Origin of the sequence: Bradyrhizobium sp. SZCCHNS1050, from assembly GCF_032484785.1 — a bacterium.
Taxonomy (GTDB): Bacteria; Pseudomonadota; Alphaproteobacteria; order Rhizobiales; family Xanthobacteraceae; genus Bradyrhizobium.
In genome coordinates this window covers 192554-214013 of the sequence record NZ_JAUETR010000003.1, presented here as the reverse complement: position 1 = coordinate 214013, position 21460 = coordinate 192554, and the positions used below count along the sequence as shown (strand labels likewise).

General features: G+C 61.7%; 21 protein-coding genes and 2 pseudogenes. 9 read left to right on the top strand and 14 right to left on the bottom strand.

Annotation, left to right across the window (positions count from 1 at the left end):
• Positions 1 to 320 precede the first annotated feature (320 nt).
• From QX094_RS32870 to QX094_RS32860, 3 genes are read left to right on the top strand one after another with little or no spacing between them, the layout of a single operon-like run.
• A complete protein-coding gene (locus tag QX094_RS32870) occupies positions 321 to 749 on the top strand; it encodes a DUF2267 domain-containing protein (RefSeq protein WP_316184363.1) in 429 nt (142 codons plus the stop codon).
• A gap of 17 nt (positions 750 to 766) precedes the next feature.
• Positions 767 to 1432, top strand: coding sequence for a dienelactone hydrolase family protein (locus QX094_RS32865; RefSeq protein ID WP_316184365.1), 666 nt, complete (start codon positions 767 to 769; stop codon positions 1430 to 1432).
• A 9-nt stretch (positions 1433 to 1441) separates the two neighbouring features.
• On the top strand, positions 1442 to 1891 hold the full coding sequence (locus QX094_RS32860) for a YbhB/YbcL family Raf kinase inhibitor-like protein (RefSeq protein ID WP_316164954.1): 450 nt from the start codon (positions 1442 to 1444) through the stop codon (positions 1889 to 1891).
• Positions 1892 to 2148: 257 nt separating this feature from the next.
• On the opposite strand, the gene QX094_RS32855 is transcribed toward QX094_RS32860, so the two are convergent.
• Positions 2149 to 2661, bottom strand: coding sequence for a protein NO VEIN domain-containing protein (locus QX094_RS32855; protein WP_316184366.1), 513 nt, complete (start codon positions 2659 to 2661; stop codon positions 2149 to 2151).
• A gap of 447 nt (positions 2662 to 3108) precedes the next feature.
• Here QX094_RS32855 and QX094_RS32850 point away from each other — a divergent pair, with 447 nt between their 5' ends.
• From QX094_RS32850 to QX094_RS32840, 3 genes and pseudogenes are all read left to right on the top strand, one after another.
• Positions 3109 to 3357, top strand: a complete 249-nt coding sequence (locus QX094_RS32850) for a hypothetical protein (RefSeq protein WP_316170864.1) — start codon at positions 3109 to 3111, stop codon at positions 3355 to 3357.
• A gap of 246 nt (positions 3358 to 3603) precedes the next feature.
• Positions 3604 to 4344, top strand: a complete 741-nt coding sequence (locus QX094_RS32845; RefSeq protein ID WP_316184368.1) for a DUF1236 domain-containing protein — start codon at positions 3604 to 3606, stop codon at positions 4342 to 4344.
• A 118-nt stretch (positions 4345 to 4462) separates the two neighbouring features.
• Positions 4463 to 4584 (top strand): annotated as a pseudogene (locus QX094_RS32840) (transglutaminase domain-containing protein); the annotation flags it as partial.
• 209 nt (positions 4585 to 4793) lie between these two features.
• On the opposite strand, the pseudogene QX094_RS32835 reads toward QX094_RS32840, so the two are convergent.
• The 5 genes and pseudogenes from QX094_RS32835 to QX094_RS32815 form a co-directional block, all read right to left on the bottom strand.
• Positions 4794 to 5264, bottom strand: a pseudogene (locus tag QX094_RS32835) (AI-2E family transporter); the annotation flags it as partial.
• A gap of 470 nt (positions 5265 to 5734) precedes the next feature.
• Positions 5735 to 7840 (bottom strand): acetate--CoA ligase family protein, encoded by a 2106-nt coding sequence (locus QX094_RS32830; protein WP_316184370.1) that lies wholly within the window; start codon positions 7838 to 7840, stop codon positions 5735 to 5737.
• 12 nt (positions 7841 to 7852) lie between these two features.
• Positions 7853 to 8638 carry an enoyl-CoA hydratase/isomerase family protein gene (locus tag QX094_RS32825; protein ID WP_316164947.1) on the bottom strand — a complete coding sequence of 262 codons (786 nt, stop codon included), beginning with the start codon at positions 8636 to 8638 and terminating at the stop codon, positions 7853 to 7855.
• 5 nt (positions 8639 to 8643) lie between these two features.
• Positions 8644 to 9594 carry a tripartite tricarboxylate transporter substrate binding protein gene (locus QX094_RS32820; protein ID WP_316164946.1) on the bottom strand — a complete coding sequence of 317 codons (951 nt, stop codon included), beginning with the start codon at positions 9592 to 9594 and terminating at the stop codon, positions 8644 to 8646.
• 160 nt (positions 9595 to 9754) lie between these two features.
• Positions 9755 to 10540, bottom strand: coding sequence for an IclR family transcriptional regulator (locus tag QX094_RS32815; protein ID WP_316164945.1), 786 nt, complete (start codon positions 10538 to 10540; stop codon positions 9755 to 9757).
• Between the two features lie 219 nt (positions 10541 to 10759).
• On the opposite strand from QX094_RS32815, the gene QX094_RS32810 reads away from it, so the two are divergent.
• Together QX094_RS32810 and QX094_RS32805 are read left to right on the top strand one after the other, a co-directional pair.
• Positions 10760 to 11185, top strand: a complete 426-nt coding sequence (locus tag QX094_RS32810; RefSeq protein WP_316164943.1) for a tripartite tricarboxylate transporter TctB family protein — start codon at positions 10760 to 10762, stop codon at positions 11183 to 11185.
• A gap of 9 nt (positions 11186 to 11194) precedes the next feature.
• Positions 11195 to 12754, top strand: coding sequence for a tripartite tricarboxylate transporter permease (locus tag QX094_RS32805; RefSeq protein WP_316164941.1), 1560 nt, complete (start codon positions 11195 to 11197; stop codon positions 12752 to 12754).
• A gap of 14 nt (positions 12755 to 12768) precedes the next feature.
• On the opposite strand, the gene QX094_RS32800 is transcribed toward QX094_RS32805, so the two are convergent.
• Together QX094_RS32800 and QX094_RS32795 are read right to left on the bottom strand one after the other, a co-directional pair.
• Positions 12769 to 13734: a D-2-hydroxyacid dehydrogenase family protein gene (locus QX094_RS32800; RefSeq protein WP_316164940.1), complete on the bottom strand. Its 966-nt coding sequence runs from the start codon at positions 13732 to 13734 to the stop codon at positions 12769 to 12771.
• Between the two features lie 445 nt (positions 13735 to 14179).
• Positions 14180 to 14398 carry a multiprotein-bridging factor 1 family protein gene (locus tag QX094_RS32795; protein WP_042340407.1) on the bottom strand — a complete coding sequence of 73 codons (219 nt, stop codon included), beginning with the start codon at positions 14396 to 14398 and terminating at the stop codon, positions 14180 to 14182.
• Between the two features lie 118 nt (positions 14399 to 14516).
• Here QX094_RS32795 and QX094_RS32790 point away from each other — a divergent pair, with 118 nt between their 5' ends.
• Complete coding sequence (locus QX094_RS32790) at positions 14517 to 14900, top strand: hypothetical protein (protein WP_316164939.1); 384 nt, start codon at positions 14517 to 14519, stop codon at positions 14898 to 14900.
• A 334-nt stretch (positions 14901 to 15234) separates the two neighbouring features.
• Here QX094_RS32790 and QX094_RS32785 read toward each other — a convergent pair whose 3' ends face one another.
• The 6 genes from QX094_RS32785 to QX094_RS32760 form a co-directional block, all read right to left on the bottom strand.
• Positions 15235 to 16425 carry a M24 family metallopeptidase gene (locus tag QX094_RS32785; protein ID WP_316164937.1) on the bottom strand — a complete coding sequence of 397 codons (1191 nt, stop codon included), beginning with the start codon at positions 16423 to 16425 and terminating at the stop codon, positions 15235 to 15237.
• A complete protein-coding gene (locus QX094_RS32780; protein ID WP_316188458.1) occupies positions 16422 to 17351 on the bottom strand; it encodes a D-2-hydroxyacid dehydrogenase in 930 nt (309 codons plus the stop codon). Before QX094_RS32780 ends, QX094_RS32785 begins: the two co-directional genes overlap by 4 nt.
• Positions 17352 to 17385: 34 nt before the next feature.
• Positions 17386 to 18690, bottom strand: coding sequence for a TRAP transporter large permease (locus tag QX094_RS32775; RefSeq protein ID WP_316164934.1), 1305 nt, complete (start codon positions 18688 to 18690; stop codon positions 17386 to 17388).
• Entirely contained in the window at positions 18687 to 19208 is a 522-nt protein-coding gene (locus QX094_RS32770; protein ID WP_316164932.1) for a TRAP transporter small permease, read from the bottom strand. The genes QX094_RS32775 and QX094_RS32770 overlap by 4 nt, the downstream gene beginning before the upstream one ends.
• Positions 19209 to 19267: 59 nt before the next feature.
• Positions 19268 to 20227: a TRAP transporter substrate-binding protein gene (locus QX094_RS32765; protein ID WP_316165435.1), complete on the bottom strand. Its 960-nt coding sequence runs from the start codon at positions 20225 to 20227 to the stop codon at positions 19268 to 19270.
• Positions 20228 to 20432: 205 nt separating this feature from the next.
• On the bottom strand, positions 20433 to 21236 hold the full coding sequence (locus QX094_RS32760) for an IclR family transcriptional regulator (RefSeq protein WP_316164930.1): 804 nt from the start codon (positions 21234 to 21236) through the stop codon (positions 20433 to 20435).
• Between the last annotated feature and the right edge of the window lie 224 nt (positions 21237 to 21460).

The following is a 21460-nucleotide window of genomic DNA, read 5'->3' as shown; positions in this document are numbered from 1 at the left end:
CCGTCCTGTGATGCTCGCCAGGGCCTCGCACGATGACGCGCCCTGCGGTTGCTCGACCGAAGCGCCTCTCCAGCTCGGAAATGTGCTGCAGCTCCGGAGACGGCGTCAGGTTCTCGAAAGGTGGCCAATCTGAGCCCGCCGCGCGCGCACGGCCTTGAGCGAAATCAACCCGCCCGATGCCTTCACTTCAACCGCCAGTCCTGAACGCCCGGTGGCGCTCATTTTGTTGCCCGCCCGCGGGGAACTTTGCGGCACGTCAAAGCAGGCCCAGGTCAGGCTGCCACTAATCGACCATTCGTCTCTGTCCCGGGAGCAACACCATGAGCACATCAATGGGTGTGACTGCGTTGGATCATTCGGTTCAGGAAACCAATGTATGGCTCAAAGCGATCGATGAGCAGTTGGCTCTGGAAAGCCGCCACCATGCCTACAATGCGTTGCGAGCCGTCCTGCACGCACTGCGCGACCGCCTGCCGCCGGAGGTCGCAGCTAAGCTCGGCGCGCAGCTACCGATCATAGTGCGCGGCATTTACTACGAGGGCTGGCATATGGCGACGACTCCGACCAAGGAACGGCACCTCGACGAATTTGTCGCGCATGTTGGCAGAGAGCTTCCACCGCGGTTTCCCATCGATCCTCTCGCGGCCGCGCGTGGAATCTACGAAGTGCTATGGGAAAAGCTGGATCCCGGCGAATTCGAGAAATTGATGGCCCATTTTCCGGCCCAACTCAGAAACCTCCAGGGTTGACCCAGAGCGGACGCGTCATGAAGATCGATCAGGCGTTCGACGTTGTCATTCCGCCGTATGGGCTGGCAGGGACGCTGACCCTGCCGGAAAATGCACGTGGTCTGGTCGTCTTTGCACACGGCAGCGGCTCAAGCCGATTCAGTATCCGGAACATTGCAGTCGCGCAGGGGCTGAACGAGCGCGGCTTTGCGACGCTGCTATTCGATCTTCTCACGCCGGAAGAAGAGCATGACCGCTCGAACGTTTTCGATATCGGAATGCTTGGAAAACGGCTGGTCGCAGCCGTCGACTGGCTTCAAGGCCTTAAACCAGCGATTGCCGGCCTCCCGATCGGATTGTTCGGCGCCAGCACCGGCGCCGCGGCCGCCCTTGTCGCAGCGGCTCAATTGCCTCATCGAATTGCCGCCGTGGTCTCCCGCGGCGGCCGTCCGGATTTGGCTGGCGAGGCCTTGCTCCATATCCATGCGCCAACCCTGCTGATCGTGGGCGGCGCCGACTCCGGCGTGATCGAGCTGAACGAGGGGGCGCTCACCCGGCTTGGCGGGCCAACGGCGCTGGAAATCATTCCTGGCGCAACGCACCTGTTTCCAGAGCCGGGCGCGATGAACGCTGTCATCGACTATGCCGGCCAGTGGTTCGGCCGATATCTGCGCACCGCGGCGCCTATCCCCACCTCAAGCTAGGAGAGAACCATGGAACTCCTATCCGGCGCTTTTGTCGATCGATCGATCATTCCGCGACGCTTCACCTGTGACGGCGAAAACCTCTCCCCACACCTGCAGTGGGCCAACGCCCCCGAGGGAACCCGGAGTTATGTCCTGCTCTGCGACGATCCCGATGCCCCCGGCGGTACCTGGCATCACTGGGCGGCCTACGACATTCCACCCACGCAGACCGGGCTTGTGGACGGCGCAGCTCAGAGCGCAAGGCTGAAGCAGGCCACCAACGATTTCCGGAAGATTGGATATGGAGGACCGTGTCCTCCGCCGGGACACGGTGTCCACCACTATCATTTCCGGCTCCTTGCGCTCTCGACGGATCATCTGAATGTACGGACGAATGCTTCGTGCCGCGACGTCGAACGCGAGGCGCGCAAGTTCACCCTTGCCGAGGCCACCCTGGTCGGCCTGTATCATAGATAGTCGCGTGCGAGACGCCGATCGCTACCGGCCGAATGTGCCCTAAGACTTTCACCCGGGGCCTGTCCTGTTGCCCAGCATGCCTGGGTCAGATCACTGAGTCGTTCATCGCCGGCGGAATCGTGAAATTGCCCAGGGAACACTCTGATGACGAACATCATAGTGGCAACCGATCCCGGGGGCGCATGTCGCGCAATTGATGTGGCCGCAGAGCATGCCAAAGCATTGGCATGCGATCTCTTGATCGTGACAGTTGCCGATCAACGTAGCCGAGGGGCGGTCTGAGAGCATGCGAGAGAAGCAGACTCAATGAATTTCCTGAATGAATAGCCTTCTCTGACAACCTCCGGGGGCAGAGAGCCATAGCTCCATTGGCTGACGGCTTGTCCAAACAGGTTCGAGCCTACGGCACCGCGAAATAGTTTACCTGGGCATAGCCACGTACTTGTCCGGGATGAGTCGTCGGCTGGCGTCGAGCGGTGGTTTGATTTCAAACATCTGAGCGCCGTTTTGGAAATGGAAGACTTTCCGGACGCGGTAATTCGACGGGTTCTGAGCGGCAACTTCGTACTGATTACGTGACAACCAGAATCGACTCCGCGCGTGCCGTTGGTGGTTTTGATCTCCATCAGTCGCTCCTCGCCGTCCGTTTCGAGTGACCGAATGTCATAACCCCGATGGTCTTCACCGCGATCGGCGGGCCACTCCATCTCCTTGGCAAGATCTATCCGGCCGGCGCGGCAAAGCCGATCGAAATCGAACTTGAAAACCATTTTCTCGCCGGCGCGCCTAGGGATCGGTTTAGCTCATCCCTCGACGCCGGGTCGTATTTGCGGACTGCAGCACCGGATGACGGTCCTGCAGGTCCGAATTCAGGAACGCAGGAGCGTGGTACCAAAACAGGCGCTCCGCCTGCGTAAAACGTGGTGCCACCAACCTCGGGGCAGTAAGACGCTTAGGATGTCGCTCCGACTGGGCCTCTACCAGGGAGTCGTGAGCGCTGCGCGAGCCCCTGCTGATGAAACTTCAGCCCGCGCCCTTTCAAGGTGGCCTCCCTTGGCTCGCCCGTTACGATCGCACATCGAGCTTTCATACAGGGCCGGAACAACGCCCGATCCTGCCTGTTAGGTCTCCACCCATTGATGGTTCTTGCCCGCGCGGCTGCCAAAGCGACCGCATTCGCTCAGCTCACGCCTGAATGTTGGTTTGGAGATTGAATCATGAGTGATGATATCCCGCTTGCCCCACCTCCCCAAGCCGGCGTGGATCCTGCTGTGGAGCAGAAGTCCACCATGGCGGAGGTCTCCGAAGCTGTGAAAGGCGCCGCCAATCGGGTTGAAGGCGCGATCGAAGCAGGCCGGAAACCAGGGATGCCGCTTAGCATCTTGAGCAATATAGCGCGCGAAGCCCCTCTTGGATCGTTACTCGTCGCCTTCCTGCTGGGAATCGCCATCGCTCGCCGCAGATGACGAACAGGGGGGATTCGGGACTTGAAGGCAGACGCCCCCTCTGCATTGCAGGTCCTGGCGACGTGAGGGTCGAAGCTGAAAGTGATCATTGTAGAGCAATGCGCTTTCACTCGAGCCATTTTCCAGTCTTGGATCCAACTTGTAGGATTCGGAACTATAGAGTGTTGGGGTCGTTGCACTCTATGGCCGACCGTCGTCGGCATATCTTGAATTTGCATTGGAAAAAATCAAATGAGGAAGTCATTAATGGTCTCTGCGGCCGTTGCGGCCCTCTTGGCTACGACCGGGCTTGCGTCAGCACAAGGCGCCGGTCAAGCAGCACCGAAGGACTCTCCGACGGCTGCTTCGCCGAAAACTGACGCCGCCGGGACGATGAATGCACCTCCTGTAAAGGGCGCCGAGACGCCCCCCTCCGGGGCGGGGTCAAAAGAGTTGACGCCTCAGCATGCGCAAGGCAAACCGGATGCAAAGACGACTGGCGAGATGAAAGCTGATGGCCGTTCGAAGGCCTCGGAGGCCATAGCGCCGGCCACGACGTCAAAGGACATGAAGAGTCCGACCACTGAAACGACATCGCGTCCCACCAACAAGACGGCGAGCGAGAAGGCCGACAGCAAGACGAACTCCTCCGATTCGGCTGCGAGCTCGAAGGCCTCTACGTCGCCGACTGCCGAGACCAAGCCCTCAAGCTCGGACAATCGAACGACCGGCAATGCGGCAACCTCGGCGACAGCAGCGCCTCCTGCGGAAAAGCGTACTCAGATTACCTCGGCGATGAAGCAAGAGAAGGTCGACGAGGTAACAAACGTAAACTTCAATATCTCGATCGGAACGGCTGTACCTGCGGGTGTCCGTTATCACCCTATGCCAACACGGATCGTCGAAATCTATCCGGAATGGCGTGGATATGATTTCATTTTGGTGCACGGCAAGTACATCGTTCTGCGCCCGCGCACCCACGAGATCGTCTATATCATCGAAGATTGAGCGATTTGGCCGGCCGCAGGGCAGGCGATTACGAGACACCGAAGGACGGCTGACCAGCCGTCCTTCGAAATGCGAGCTCGCTTCTGATGGCTTCGCTTACGACCGCAGCACCGCGCCTGGGCCCAGCCTCCCACCACAACACTTCAACTGGGGAAAGGCACGTGTCGGGACTTTGCGGTCCTGATGCTTCAAGCCGTCCGCAGCTTGGGATTCGCGGCTCGCTTCATCAATACCTTGATCAGCTTCAAAGTGTGGACGGACGAGATGACCGCCTAGCGCCTTAGACGCGTTGCTCCGGCCGTCAGACGACCGTAACGTCGCCCTTCGTGAGCCATTCACGCATGGTGCGCGTCAGCGTAGACTTGCATGCAATGCAAGCCTTCGATGCCTCCAGCGTTCCCCTGCAAGCCAGCGCGGCCGACGCCAAGCGGCCTTCCTGAAATCTTCGATTACACCGGATTTGCGACCGACCATCCTTCGAGCACGTGACCCAAGGCCTTGAGCGGACGCACGCGATCGCTCACGATCTTCAGGATGGCCAGCATCGGAACGGCCAGGATCGCACCCGGCACGCCCCACATCCAGAACCAGAACACCAGGGACAAGATCACGAGCACGGGGTTCAGGGTGAAGCGACGCGCAAGCAGCATAGGGGTCAGGGTTTCGCCTTCGGCGAGGTGGATAAGGAAGTAGAGGGTCGCCGGCAGCAAGGCCCACCACAAGCTGTCGAAGCTCAATATCCCGACCAGTAGGAATATGAGCGTGCCCAACAGCGGCCCCAGAATTGGCACGTAGTTGAGCAGGAAAGCGGCGGCGCCCCACAACAAGGGGTCTCCAAGCCCACATAAATATGTCGCAACGGCAGTCGCAGTTCCGACAGCGACGTTCATAGCTGTGATAGTCAGCAGATAGGCGGAAATAGCCCGAACTCGTGACAACGCTGCGCCAACTGGTCCAAGCCGTTACGGTTTTTGCACCTCCGGGGACCGACGAACTCGCAATCGAGATCAAGACATCCTTGTCTGATTTGACGTTGCCGGGACCGTTGCTGAAACGTTCGGGTGGGGGGGTGACCGTTGGTAGCGGGGGGGCGATTCACGCGTCTCCCCCTCCCCCCGAGATCTATTCATTATCATTCGAGAGGAAAAGAAAATCCGCCTGATATCGCTGCCTCAGTCCCATATCTCTGATCCAGACAAAATCCCGAAATCAGGCCGGCCGCGGCGCCCTTCGGTTGTGCGCATGCACGGGCGGGATCAGTCCTACGAATGGCGGAATCGCAACATGCTTGATCATGGAGTGATTTCAGCCTGCAAAAATGGCTGAATTAACCTCTAGTAATATCAATTGCTTAACAGGCATTTCCAAACAAGGAATCCCCTCGGAAAGATCATTCTTGCGACTTCCGACGGCCCGTCAATACGGCCACCGCGTCGGCGGCGCGAACGCCCGCGCCTGCCGGAAGAACAAACACTGGATTGATTTCGGCCTCGACGATGCGCCCGTCGAGCGCGACGGCCATCGCGGCGAAATTGACGACCGCGCTGACCAGCGCATCGACGTCGAGTTTGAGGCGGCCTCGATATCCATCGAGCAAGGGCCAGCACCTGAGTTCTTGAACCATCTCCAGCGCGAGGTCGTGCGAAAACGAAGCCTCGGAGGTCAGCAGCCGGATGACCGTGTCGTTCATGAGCTCGGCCGTGACGCCTCCCATACCGAGCAGCAAGACCGGACCGAGTGGATCGCGGTGGCAGCCGAGGATCAGCTCCAATCCGCCGTCTTGGACCATCTCCTGCACAATGAACGCTTCCGGCGCGCGTCCCGCTTTGGCCGTGACGACCTCCCGCATCCGATCGAGAGCAGCCCCGACCGTGGCGGCATCGAGCCCGACGGCCACGCCCCCGACATCGCTCTTGTGGGTGATCGTCGATGAGAGAATCTTCAGGACGACAGAGCCACCAAACGCTTGCGCCGCCTCCCGGGCCTCGGACTCATTTGCGACGATCTTTTCGCGCACGACGGGAATGCCAAACCTTGCGAACAGCGCTTTGGCCCTATGCTCGTCGAGCGAACCAATCCAATCGTGGGGAATGTCGACGGCCGGGCGCGGCTGAGCTCCTTCAAGCCGACGGAGCGGGCGTCCAACGGTCCACAGCGCATTGAGAGCAACGGTGACCGCTTCGGGCGTGCTGAAGGTCGGAACGCCCTGGGCGGTCAATCGCGACGCGGCTTCCGGCGCATGCGGGCTCACATAGGCCAGCAAAGGCTTCAGGCCCACCGACTTTGCTTCGCGGATGGCGTTGCTGATCAACTCGGGATTGCGCACGCTCGTAGCCCCGACGATCACCACCAGGGCGTCGTAGGCAGCGCTGTCCAGCAGCGTTTCGATGCAGCCCTTCAGGATCGCCGGCTGCAGTCCTGCGAGGGTGACGTCGATCGGATTGGTCCTCAATGACAATGGACCATCGGGCATGAGGGCGGCGAGCTGCGCCGCGGTCCTCGTGTCCGGATCAGGCGCTTCGAATCCGTTCAGGCCTAAGCTGTCGACGATGAGGGTCCCTGCCCCGCCGGTCGACGTCAGGATCGCGACACGGCGTCCCCTCAATGCCGGCTGCGTCGCCAACGCAGCGGGGATGTCGACAAGGTCGCCGAAGGTCTGCGCTCGGATGATGCCGAGATCACGGAAGAACGCATCATAGGTCCGGTCCGTGCCGGCCATCGCGCCGGTGTGCGAGGCGGCGGCGCGTGCGCCGGCTGCCGACCGGCCGATCTTCAAGGCAACGATCGTCTTGCCCGCCTCTCGCGCCCGGCGCGCCGCGCGACGGAACTTCGCGGGATGCCGGATCGCCTCGATGTAGAGAGCGATCACCCTTGTGTCCGGGTCATGGGCAAGATGCTCCACAAAGTCGGAAATTTCGAGATCCGCCTCGTTGCCGGTCGCAATCAGCTTGGAAAGCCCGACGCCATTCGCGGTCAACCGCGAGAGCAATGCGCCGAGAATTCCGCCGCTCTGGGAGACTACGCTGACGGAGCCCTTCAGCAGCGTGCCGGCCGACAGCGCACCGCTTGCCGACAGTGGCACGGCGTTCGAGACGTTCACGAGGCCAATCGTGTTCGGTCCGAGAATGCGCATGTCGCCTGCCGCATCACGAAGCTGCTGCTGGCGCTCAAGTCCGTCTTCTCCGCTCTCGCCAAATCCGCCTGCCAGGACGATCGCGTACTTCGTCCCCTTGGCGGCCAGTTCGCGCACCGCCTGCACCGCGTGAGCCGACCCCAGCAGCACCATCGCGACATCAGGCGAGACCGGCAGAGCCTCGATGTTTTTGTAACACCGAAGACCGTCGATTTCGGCCACGCGCGGATTGACCGGGAAAATCTCACCCTCGTACGTCTGCTGCCGCAAGAACCGGACCGGCAGACCGGCCGTCTTGGTGGCGTCCGCGGAGGCGCCGACGATGGCAATGCTGCGGGGATTGAACAAAGCATCCAGGGACATCGGCTGCGCTCGTCAGTTGCTCGACTTGGCGAGGAATGCGAGGACCGACTCGCGATGCTCGGTGCTGGTATAGCAGATACCCTGCGCCTGGCTTCCGCTCGCAAAGATGTTGTTGGCCTCAGTCTCGAACGACCGATTGAGAATGGCTTTTCCGAGAGCGATCGCAGTGCTCGACCCGGCGGAGAGTTCGCGTGCCCAAGCTTGCGCATCCTGAAGCAACGTCTCGGGCGAACTCATGCGATCGACGAGGCCGAGTTGAACGGCCTCGTCGGCACCGACCTGCCGACCGGTGAAGATCAGTTCCTTCGCCTTCGGAAGCCCGACGCGTCGCGGCAGGAAGTACATGCCTCCGCCGTCCGGGATGAGACCTCGCAGGATGTATGACCACGCGAACTTCGCAAACGGGCTCGCGATGATGAAGTCGCACGCCAGCGCGGTGTCCGCTCCGAGCCCCGCCGCCGCCCCGTTCACGGCAGCGATGGTCGGCTTGGGCATGGTATGGAGCAACATCTGGGCTTGGTGCACCCGCTGCTGACGCGCCCAGCCATTGAACCCAACCTCCCCGGCCGGCGCCTCCATCCGTCGCTTCATGCCGGCGACATCGCCGCCGGCACAGAACCCCTTGCCGGCCCCGGTGAGCACGAGCGCGCGAACCGATTTGTCTGCAGCGATCTCCTCGAGCACCTCGATCAGCAACGAGCGCATCTCGTCGCTCATGGCATTGCGCTTGTCGGGGCGGTTCAGCGTCACGGTCGCAATGCCGCTGCTGACAGTCTTCAGAACGATATCCGAGCCCATAGTGCCTATTCCGGTTTGATCTTGTTTTCGGTCACGACCTTGCGCCAGCGAACGGTGTCCGCCTTGACGTAGGCGTCGAGTTCTTCGGGAGTCCCGACCCGCATCAGGAGGCCTTCATCCTGCGCCCGCTTGAGAAAGTCCGGATCCTGCGCGGCGAACTTGACGGCCTCGAGCAGCTTGTCGACGACGGGCTTCGGCGTCTTCGCGGGCACGTACAGGCCGTACCAGCTGTCGAACACATAGCCGGGCACGGTCTCCTCGACGCTGGGAACGCCCGGCACTTGGGTCTGCCCCTTGGCGCCCGTCACGGCAATCGGCCGCAGGCTCTTGCTCGCGATGAAGCCGGACACTGCGGCGCTGCTCGCGAACATCATATCGACCTGACCGCCGAGCACATCGGTCAGTGCTGGGCCCGCGCCCTTGTAGGGGATGTGGGTCAGCTCGATATGAGCAAGATTGTTCAAAAGCTCGCCCGCCAGATGCGCCGACGTCCCAATGCCCTGCGAGGCATAGGTGTACTTCCCAGGACTTGCCTTGGCTGCCTTGATAACGTCTTCGACGGTCTTGAACGGGCTCTCCGGCTTGACGACCAGAATGTTCTGGTAGGTGCCGATGAGCGTGACCGGGGCGAACGCCTTCTCCGTGTCGTAGGGCAACTTGGCGTGAAGGCTCGGATTGACTGAATGGGCGAGCGTCGCGATCAGGAACGTGTAGCCATCCGGCTGGCTTCGAGCGACGGCATCCGAGCCGATGATGGTGCCCGCGCCGGCCTTGTTCTCCACCACGATCGATTGCCCGAGCTTCGCAGCCATCGGCTTCGCCAGCGTTCGCGCGATCAGATCCGTCCCGCCGCCGGGCGAGAAGGGAACCACGAGCTTGATCGGTCGATCGGGATACTCGGCCCGGGCCGCCCCCGGGATTGCGCCGACGATGGCCAAGCCCAGGCTCGCCAGCATTATGACTTGTCGTCCTACGCGATGATCTGCCATTGCAGGTTTCCTCCGTCGCATCCGGCGTAGGCCGCCGAACCTTGTTGCAGAGGAGACTACGATGCGACGGCGCGTCCGGGACGACCCCAATTCCACCTATTGGAATTGAGCTGCGCGGGACGCGAGCTCAGCTCAGCTCGGATGTCGCTGCATGCTCGAGCCGATTGAGGCAGCGGCGTTTCAGATCGAGCAGCCATGGCGCCAGCCTGTGCGAGGCCTCTTCGAGTGGCTCGACGCTCCCGATGCTCATGTTCATCAGATGCGGCTCACCAGCGCCGTAAGGCAGTGTCGTCGCAACGGCCACCACTCCGGGCTGCCAGCCGACCGCGCAATAGCCGAGCTTGTCCAGTTCGGTGAAGGATCGCTCGATCTCGCGAATGAGCCGCTTGTACGTCTTTGGACGCCGCTTTGCGATCGCGGCATACTCCCGTTCGCGGGCGGAGGGCTCTAGCGCCCATAGATAGGCGCGCCCCAGCGAGGTGAGCTCGACAGGAATACGCTGGCCCGATACCACCGTTCGATGGGTCAATCGTGGGTGATAGCGAAACGACTCCAGGTAAACCATCATATCCTGGTCCGCCGCGGCCAGCCCGACATTGACGCGACGCCGCGATGCTTCGGTCCGCATCAAGGGCGCAACCACCGACAGCATCGGCGAGCTGAGGCGCATGGCGTGCGCCAGACTGAGGACCGCCGGCGCCAGCCTGTAGACCCGGCGGCCCGCATCCCTCTGTAGCAGCCCTCCGCTCACCAGCGTCTGCGTCAGCCGGCTGACGGTCGCCTTGGCAAGCCCCGTGCGTTCCGCGATCTCGGCGTTGCCGAGATCGGCAACCCCCGGCTTGAACGCCCGCAATATCGCGATGCCTCGCTCCAGCGAGCGATTCAGGCTGTCGTAGCTGTGGTCCGCCGCCATTTTCTCGCGTTCCAGCAGATGGAATTCGGGTGCATCTCGACCCTAGCACGGCAGCTATCCTGGATGCGAGTGGAGGAAGCCCATCAGGTCTGTTCCGGCTCGGCTCTGATTAAATCGAAGCCGACCAGACGACTATGCGCGTGACTAAGTCCGTCACAGGCTGGGCTGCCTCCTCATGGGACAATGTGCCGATCTCAAGTGCACGCCCCCGGAGGAAACATGACAATCAACCGAGATCTGGCAAAAGGGCTGAGCCTGCTCGCTATAGCCCTGTTCTTCGGCCTGCAGGCCCGCGGCTATTCCTTGGGTACGCTGGGCCGTGCGGGACCTGGCATGTTTCCGCTCGTCGTTTCTGCCCTGCTCTTCCTCGTGGGCCTCGCGATCGTCGTGCGCGCCCGCATCATCAATGGCGACGCACTCGCATTCAAGGCGAGGAACATCGCACTGGTGGCCGCCGGCCTGCTCAGCTTCGTGCTGCTCTCCGAATACGTGAACATGCTGGTCGGCCTCGTCGTGATGGTGCTCATCACCTCCTACGCAGCCTCCGACTTCAAGCTGTCGCGCGCTCTGGCGCTGAGCGCCGTGCTCGCGTCCGTCGCGCTGGCGATGAAGCTCGGCCTCGGACTGCAGCTCCCGCTCTATTGAGTCGTCACCATGGATATCCTGTCCAACCTCTCGTTCGGCTTCAGTCACGCCCTGACGCTCAACAACCTGCTGTTCTGCGCCGCGGGCTGCACCATTGGCACGCTGGTGGGCCTGCTCCCGGGGCTGGGGCCGCTGGCGACGATCAGTCTTCTGCTGCCTCTCACCTACTCATTGCCGACAGACGGCGCGCTGATTATGCTGGCCGGGATCTATTACGGCGCCCAGTACGGCGACAATGTCAGCGCCATTACGATGAGGATGCCGCACGCGTCCAGCATCATCGCCTGCATCGACGGCTATGAGATGACGCTCAAGGGCAAGACCGGCCTCGCGCTGTTCACGGCGGGCATTTCGAGCTTTATCGGCGGCACGATCGCGACGATCGTTCTGGCATCGCTCGCGCCGCCCTTGAGCCAGGTCGCCCTGATGTTCGGCCCGACCGAATACTGCGCGCTCGTGCTGCTCGGCTTCCTCTGCGTTAGCCTCGTGACGACCGGGAGCGTGCTCGACGGCCTGTCGATGTGCCTCGTTGGCGTCCTCCTCGGCCTCGTCGGCACCGACGTTAATACCGGAACGCTCCGATTCACGATGGGCCTCCCGTCGCTGTACGACGGGATCGCGCTTGTCAGCCTGTCGCTCGGCTGCTTCGGCATTGCCGAGATCACCAAGAACCTGGACAAGGACCGGCAGACGTCGCCGTTTCGCGGTGAGATCAAGCTGATACCCAACTGGACCGAGTTCAAGCGCATCATTCCAAGCGCGCTCCGCGGCAGCGCCGCCGGATCGCTCCTCGGACTTCTGCCGGGCGGCGGTCCCGTCATCGCTCAATTCGCGGCCTACGCCATCGACAAGAAATTCAGCAAGTACCGCGACGAGATTGGTCAGGGCGCGATCGAGGGCGTTGCGGGCCAGGCGGCGGCAGACGAAGCAGCCGCGCGAACAAGCTTCATTCCGCTGATGAGCATCGGTATTCCGGAGAATGCCGTGATGGCGCTGATGATGGCGGCCTTCATCATCAACGGCATCAAGCCAGGGCCCACGATGATTGCGGACCATCCGGATCTGTTCTGGGGGCTGGTCGCGAGCATGTGGATCGGAAATCTCTTCCTAGTCGTCCTGAACGTTCCGCTGGTCAGATACTGGCTGACGGTCTTCAAGATTCCCTACAGCGCGCTGTTCCCTTCCATCCTGTTCTTCTGCTGCGTCGGCACCTACAGCGTGAACAACAGCCTGGACGACATCTACACCACGGCCCTCTTCGGCGTGCTTGGCTACATCTTCTTCCGGCTCAGCCTGGATCCTGCGCCGTTGATGCTTGGTTTCATCCTTGGACCGATCCTGGAAGAAAATTTCCGGCGCGCGATGCTGCTCAGCCACGGCAGCTTCATGACGTTCGTCGAGCATCCGATCAGCGGGGCCATTCTCGGGATCGTCGCCATGATCTTCGCTTGGCAGATCGTGTCGGGGCTGCTGGCGCGGCGCCGGCCGGACAAGGGTTCAAGCCACGAGCCGGAACGGATAGCGCCGCCGGCGGTGTCGCCCGCGGAGACGTATCAGGCTCGAGGATAGCGCGGGTCCAGAGATCATGCGGTCAGGACCCGGATCGGCTTGCCGTCGAGCCAGGCGGCGATGTCCTCCACGGCTTGGCTGAAATAGGTCTTGTAGCTGTCGCGCGCGGCATAGCCGAGATGCGGCGTCAGCAAAGTGTTGGGCGCCGACAGGATCGGCGCATCCCGCGGCAACGGCTCGACGTCGAACACATCAAGCGCTGCGCCGGCAATCCGCCCGTCCCTCAGCGCGGCAATCAGGGCGACCTCGTCGACAAGGCCGGCCCGCGAAGTATTGATCAGACAAGCCGACGGCTTCATCTGCCCCAATTCCGCAGCGCCCACGATGTTGCGAGTCCGCTCGCTCAACACGACATGCAGACTGATGAAGTCCGAGCGCCAAAATAGCTCGTCCTTTTCGACAAAGTCGGCGCCCGCCATTGCCGCATCCTGCGGGGTCAAGTTCTGGCTCCAGGCGATGACGTCCATGCCAAATGCCCTGCCGTAACCGGCCATCTGAGCGCCGAGCCGGCCGAGCCCGAGGATGCCGAGTGTTAAGCCCCTCACGGCAACGCCCATGCGCGTCTGCCAGCGTCCCTCGCGCAGCGCGCGGTCCTCCACCACAATATTTCGCGACAGCGCCAAAAGCATCCCGAAGGCCAGCTCGGCGGTCGAGCTGCTCCCGGTATCGGTGCCGCAGACCGGGATCCCGCGCGCCGTGCACGCGGCCACATCGATGCCCAGATTGCGCATCCCCGCGGTGACCACGAGCTTAAGGTTTGGCAGACCGCCGATCAGCGACGCCGGCAATTTCGTGCGCTCGCGGATGAGCATGATCACGTCGAACGGCAGCAATCGCGCCAGGAGCGCGTCCCCCGTGACGTTGTCATTGAAAAACGTCGTCGTGGCACGGGGTTCGAGTGAGCTCCAGTCGGCGAGCGACCGCGCGACGTTCTGAAAATCGTCGAGCACAGCAACGCGAACGGGCGTGACTGCTGGCATGAAATCGGCTCCGTCCCTCCGCCCAGATCGTGTCGATCAGGCGACGTTTTCGTTGGAGAGGATACCTAGTCCGAGCATTAAGGGGCCAGCATCAAGCGAATTCCAGCAGCTGGAACCGTTTGCGAGGGGCCTAAAATGGATAGCCTCAATGCACGAACGGACGGACCGCGCACCGATCTTGCCTCAATCGACAGCTGAAAAGGCTGACCCACGACGGTTCGTCAAGAAGTCTCAACGAGCATCGTAGATATGGGAATTGGCTTGGCATGACGTTGACGTATGCCAGAATTCACCGGTTCTGAACTTCAACAGGCTAGAGCACGATTCAGAACGAAGCAGCCGAAGTCGTCAACCGTCTTAATTCAGGCTCGGCTCCAGAAGCAGCCCGTGGTGGCGCGGCAATCGTCCTGAACTGTAAGTGAGTGCCAACGCGTGAAGCAGTCTGTCATCGCACTAAGCGAACTCCAGGATGATCGCCGTCGATGAATTGTACGCCCGCGGCCTCAAGAGCGCGCCTGACAGCCGCCAGATTGTTGATTGACGGAATACGGCGGCCTTTTTCGAAATCACGAATTGTACTCTCGCTCAAATTGGACCGAGCAGCCAATTCAGCCTGAGACCAGTCGAGCAAACCACGAGCCGCCCGAGATTGATCGGGAGTCATTCAACCGCCATTTCATGGGGACACGATTTTCGTTTAACAGCCACGAAAAGCGTTGACATCCGCGAATTTAAACGCTAACCGTTTAACATTATCGGTTTCCGTGTACCGAGCTGAAAAAATGCGTGATCACGCCGAACGCACCAGCCCCGAGGAAGCTACCGGAGACCTAGACGCTCCTTTGGTCGCCTTCGAAAACCAGTTCTTGGCGTTGATAGCTGAACTCAATCGTGACGGTGAAAACCTCATGCAGTCCGACGAGTACCTGACGGCGCGGGATGAGGCCCTCCTGGCCCGCCTTGATCCCGTTGAACGAGCCATCATGGGGACTCCCGCCTATACGATGACGGGCTTGAGTGTGAAGGCCCGTCACTTGGCCTACGTTCTGTCGGAGTACTGGGAAGCCCCAATCGATCAAATAGGTTGGGAAGGACGAGCGGTGCGTCTGCTCGTTGAAGCCATATGCAACGTCGCAAGCACGCCCTTAAGCATCCGAGAGCCATAAGTCAGAAAACAGCCCTGCGTTTGAACGACACCCAGGCTGGCACTCCCTAGGGAAGCGGGCAACCCCAACAAAATCAACGGACTAGAACATCGTTTGGGGAAAGATTGCTCCGTTGTTTTACAAGGTCATTCTAGAGAGTCACCCAAACAGAGCCGCGGGTCCTCAAGCCTTCTAGGGCAACAGGCACACAGAATCCTTGAGCCGTTCGCTGGCGCACCGTTGATTGCGACGAAGAGCTGTCTGGGTTCAAGTGCAGCGTCGGCATCAAACAAAGACAGCGGAACCTTTGAGCTTTGACGACCTAAGCCGCCCAAGCGGTAGGCAATGCGAACCCTTATAGCTCGAATATCCTCTTCTCGGTCCGGTGCAGGCATGACCCCGGTCCTTCGGGACCGATGATGTAGTTATCGCAGATCACCGCAAAGATCGCTTCGGTCTCATATCCCGGATGCACGGCGAGGTTCATTCCTGAAGCGACTGCCATCGTCTCGTCGCGCCGGATCAGCGGGCGCTCCACCATGTCATAGCCCTGGCTGTGCGCATAGAGCCTCACCTCCGGCGGCAGGCCGCGTGAGGTCATGTACGCATCGTGAGCCGCCGCAATAGACTGCGCCGACATTCCCGGCTTGAGCAGCGACAGCGTATGCTCCTGTGCCGCCTTCACGGCCGCAAAGCCGTCACGCAATTGCGCACTCGCCTTGCCCAGCGCTAAGGTGCGCGCAATCTCGCAAAAGAAGCCGCCGGGGCCGTTGACCTCGATCAGCAGCGACAGATGATCGCCCTCGGCCAGGGTGCGGCCCTGGAAGTGCCGGCCCATGAAGGGCGAGCGGATGCCGATCTTGGCTGACGCACCCAGGAAGATGCCCTGCTCGCTGCCGAGCTGCTGGGCCTTCATCTGCGCAGCCGAGGTGACATCGATGTCGCGCAGGCCAGGACGGATCACGCGGCAGACATGCGCGAACACCTCATCCTGCAGCGCCGCGGTGCGCCGGATCAGGCTCTGCTCCTCCTCGCTCTTGATCGCCTTCAGCGCGTCGAGATCCGCGGTGACGTCGGTGATCTCAATATTAGCAAGTCCGTCGCGCAGAGTATCGCTGAACCCCGCGAGAAATCCGCTGGCATTGGCGAGCCCGACCCGCCGCACATTCCGCGCCAGCAAATCCCTCACGGTCAAATCAGCATCATAGCGCACCGTGTAGTCGATCGAAGGAAACGATGGCGTCGTCAGGATGGTGCCGACACCGCGGTGGACAGGGTCCTCGCCCTTGAGCGAACGTCGGCCATCAAAGACCCCCATTTCGATCACGGTCATCAGGTCGTCAGCATAGAACAAGACCGTCCGAGGATAGCCGTTATTGGCGGGAATGTCGGTGAGCCATTTGACATTTCCACCGAGCCAATCATTGGTGGCCTGCACAATGACGACATCGATGTCGTGCCGCTTCATCGCTACCCGCATCGCGGCCCAGCGCCGAGCGAGTTCAGAATCGCTGATGCGGACCGGGATTCGTTCTTGCATGCTCATGCGGCAGCTCCAGCTTGACCCAATATGATCCGGTTGCGCATCCGCGCATGATCCCCGGTCACGAATGCCCTTACGTTCTCGACGACAAGCGGCAGCAGCTGCTCGTCATAGCAGTCGCTCATGCCGCCGAGATGCGGCGTGATCAGCACGTTGTCCAACTGCCAGAGGGCGCTGCTGGCAGGTAGCGGTTCAACGTTGAAGACGTCGAGCCCTGCCCCCGCGAATGTCCGCCGCTGCAGCCTTTCGATCAGCGCGGCTTCGTCCACGACCGGCCCGCGCGCCAGATTGATCAGGAAGCCGTGGGATGGCAGCGCGTCGAACACCGCTCCGTCGATCAGGTGCCGCGTCTCCGGCGTAGAAGCTGCAAGTACGATCAGGAAATCCGCCTCTCGCGCTGTGCGCACCAGCTCGCCACGGGGACGGATCGCGTCAAATCCAGCCGCCTCGTTGCGCGCGGCGCTGATGCCGATCACGCGCATGCCGAATGCCTGACAGCGCAGCGCGAGCTCCTCGCTGATCGTCCCGATACCGACCAATACTGCGGTTTTTCCGAGCAGAAGCCGCTGTGGCCAGCGCTCCCATGCCGAGCGATGCTGGTTGTCGACCATCCGTGGCAATCCCCGTCCCAGCGCCAGCATGTGCATGAACGCCATCTCCGACATCTGCGGCCCGTGAATGCCGCGCGCCGAAGTGACGAGGATGTGGCGAGGCAAGCCAAGCGCCAGCAAGGGATCGACCCCGGTGGTGAAGGCCTGAATCCATTGCAGCTGCGGGGTCGCCGTGACCAGACCGGGCGTAATCGACTGCGCGAGTCCCATGAGAACCTGTGCCGAGGCTGCGTGCGCCAGCACCTCCGACGCGGACTCGCCGGCATGGATGATGACCTCCGGACAGGCCTCGGCGAGACCGGCCGCCAGACGCGGCACGTCGTGCGTGATAACGACGATCTCGAGAGGACGATCAGCCATACAGGATCCTCGGCAGCCAGAGTGCGAGTTCAGGAAAGATCAGGAGCAGAGCGAGCAGCACGAAGGGCGCGATCAGGAACGGCAGGATGCCGCGATAGATGGCGCCGAGGCTGATGTCAGGCACCTGCGCCTGGATGACGAACAGGTTCATGCCAACCGGCGGATGGATCAGGCCGAGCTCGACCACGATCACCACGATGATCGAGAACCATACCGGATCGTAGCCATACTGCGTGACCAACGGCAGGAACACCGGGACCGTGATCAGGACCATGCCGATGCCTTCGAGGAAGCAGCCGATCACGACATAGGCGACGATGATGATGCCCATCACCGCAAGGCCAGGCAGGTGCAGCGACTGCGCGGCCGTGGCAAGCAGCTGCGGCAATTGCGTCTGGACGACGAAATTTGCGAAATAGGTCGCACCGATGATGATGGCGAAAAGCAAGGCCGAGGTCGAAACCGCGCCCTCGACCGCCTGAAACAGCTGGGCCGCCGACAGCCTGCGGCCGATCACTCCGAGCACGATCGCGCCGAATGCACCAAGCGCTGCGGCTTCGGTCGGACTGAAAATGCCGCCATAGATGCCGCCGATGGTCAGCGTGAACAGCAGCACGAATTGCCAGGGCTGACGCAGCGCGCCGAGACGCTCGCGCCAACTGACGGGCTTGCCAAGCGGAGCCAGCTTCGGGTTCAGCTTCGCCGCAAGCAGCGCCAGCGCGACATAGGACACGGTGAGGATGATCGCCGGAAACAGCGCGGCTGCGAACAGCTTTGGCACCGACTGCTCGGCGATGGCGCCGTAGATCACCAGGATGATCGATGGCGGGACCAGAATGCCGATCGATCCTCCCGCCGCAATCGCGCCCGCGGCAAGACCATCATCATAGTCCGCCTTGCGCATCTCCGGCAGCGCAATACGCGACATGGTGGCCGCGGTCGCGATTGATGAACCGCAGACCGCGCCGAAACAGGCGGACGCCCCGATCGCCGCGACCGCGAGGCCACCGCGCACGCCCGACAACAGCAGGCGCGCGGCGTTGAACAGATCGGCCGACAGCCGCGTGCTCGAAGCAACGTCCCCCATCAGGATGAACAGCGGAATCACCGACAACGGGTAGGAATTCGCGACGTCGAACGGCGTCGTGCCCAGAGTGGTGAAAGCCGCGGCCCAGCCATTTATGATGGTGTTGCCGGTCAGGCCGACGATGATCAACGCCGCCCAGACCGGAATGCGAAAGAACAGCAGCGCAAACAGCGCGAGAACGCCGATCGCACCGATCCACTGGACGCTCATGCCCCCTCCCCGCCTTCGGCATGAGATATCCTGCGCGAGGTCGGCACTGGTCTCACTAAGGGTCCGAGCGCACACAGCAGCGTGCCGATCAGGCCGACGATCGCAAAAATCCAGAGCACCCAGAGCTGCAGGCCCAGCTCCAGCTTGCGATCGCCGTAATCATAGGCCTGCAGGGCGGGCGCGATCATCGCCGCGGTGACGAGGATGAGGAGCGCAACCGAGATAATGTCTGAGAGGCGCACCAGCACGCGCTCGACCCGCGAGCTCACCAAGGAATCGATGATGTCGATCACGATGTTCTTGCGGGCAAAGAAACTTGCCGACATGCCGTGAAAGACAAAGACGACGAGGCAGGCCTCGACGATGTCATAGGCCCCGCGGATCGGGCGGTTGAAGAGGAAACGCAAGGTCACGTCGACGCATGTGCTGAGCATCATGATGACCAGTGCGATCATCGCAAGCCGGAGCTGAGTTGTCTTCAGACGTGCGGTGAAGGTTTCGAGAGGCGCGGCGGCCATGCTGATATCCTGTCGCAGGACACTGCCGAGCTTCCGGCAGGTGTCAGGTGGCTTCCGCTTCAGGCCGTGTAGGCGTCGAGAAACGCCTTGCCCGGTTTGCCTGCCCCTTCGAGCTCGCCAAGGGCCTTGTCGCGCAGCGGCGCAAGAATCTCCTTCACGCGGGACAGCTCAGCATCGGCGAGCTGCGAAATCTGCACGCCCTTGCCGGTCATGTAGGCACGGCCCGCTTTCTCGCTGGCGTCGAACGCGGCGCCGAAACGTTCGGCCATTGCAGGCCCCGTGGTCTTGTCGATCAGCTGTTGCAGATCGGCCGGCAGCGACTTGAACTTATTTGGATTCATGGCCACCGCGAAGGTCGCTGTGCTGACGCCCGGCTCCAGCGAATATTTGATCACGGTGCCCAGATCGAAGCTCTGGCACGCTTCATATGGAAATGTGGCGGCATCGATGATGCCCTTGGAGAGGCTGTCTGCTGTCTCCGCCGGCGGCACCGCGAGCGGCGTTGCACCGAGCAGCGGAATGATCTGCGCGAACTGTTCGCCTGCATAGCGCACCCGCAAGCCCTTGAAATCTTCAAGCTTGGCGACAGGACGCTTGCTGGTGTGGACCATGAGCGGATTGGTCACCGCCATCCATAACACCTTCATACCCGGATGTTCTGGATAGAGATAGGTCGGCGCCAATTCCGTGAGCCTGCGTGACGTCACGGCGCTATTGTTGCCCGCCTTCGGCGCCGAATAGGGCAGCGCCACCAGATCCGCCATTGGGAAACGGCCGGGGGTAGCGCCATGGAGACCGACCGCGATGTCCACGACGCCGTTGCGCACCAGATCGAATTGGCGGTTGACCGGCCCCAGCTGCGACGCCGGGAAGATATTGAGCGCGAGCTGCCCTTGCGACTGCTCGGCAAGGCTCTCACCCCATTTTGTCAGCTCGCGGTGGAAGGTGTGGTTGGGCGGCAGATAATGCGAGACCTTCAGCCCGATGGGCTCTGCCCTTGCGGACCGTGAGCCGACCATCCCAATCGCAGCCCCCGAGATGGCTCCAAGCAGAGCCGAACGACGTGTGATCATGGCGTTTCCCTCCTGGCCTCCTGCGCCCGGAGCTTGTTCGCCCCAGTGCTGCAGCGCGGGTGTCTCGATCGGACACCTTCTGTCGCTGTATTGTTATTCGGTTCAGCTGTATCGTATCACGGTTGCGTCTGCAAGGGCCAGCTCCGACCGCTCAGCGCGACAGAATGCCTTCCACCCTCCGCCGGAAGCCGAGCAGCTTTTCGGCAAAGGCGTCGCGGTTTTCGAGAAAGCGCTGGGTCGGCACCGGAATCGATACGGCGACGGGTCGGCCAAAATGATCGATGACGGCCGTGCCGATCGCGCTGATGCCGGCACCGTGCTCTTCGAGATCATAAGCGAGATGGGTGCGGCGGATGTCGTTGAGTTCATCGATCAGGCGCCTGCGGTTCGCCAGCGGAAAGTCGGGATGTTCGGCAAGGCTCTTCTCGATCAGTTCCTCGCTTTCTTCAGGCGAAAAGCAGGACAGCACCGCCTTGCCGTTGGCAGTGCAATGCAGCGGGAAGCGTTCGCCGACGGCCGACAACGCCGTTAGTCGACGCCGCCCCGGCACCTGGTCGACAAACACCACCGAGCCGCCCGCCAGAACTGACAGGTCGACGGTTTCGCCGACCTCCTCGCCCAAGGCGAGAAGGTGCGGACGGATCATCTCGCTGGAATTCGCACCAATGGAAGCCGCGATCCGCAACAGACCCATGCCGATCCTGACCTGTCCAGGCCCGCTCGACGTGACGAAGTCCTCGGCCATCAGCGCCGCCACGATTCGTTGCACGGTCGAACGGGCGAGCCCCACCGACTTCGCGATCTGGCCAAGGCTCAAGCCGTTCGGATGGCTCTCAAGCGTGCGCAGAATGCTGCCAGCTCGCGCCAGCACTTGAATGCCATTGCCACCACGGTCGTCAGACGGTGGCGGCGCGGAGGCTCTCGTTTTCAACGCCCGCGCTGCGGCTTTCGACATCAGTCTCCTGTCCTCCATTGATCGATCATGAGATTGGAATCTCTTCGCTAACACTTTAGCGCAGCGGCCGATGCCCGACGACGTCGGGTATGCGGATCACACCGATGCACCTGACCGACGGACGTAGCCGCCTCGCGTGAACTGTTGTCCATTCCGAATTTCGATTGACGTTTTCCATTATATGGTACATGTGTATCGCAACGTGGGGCAAGCGGGATCACTTG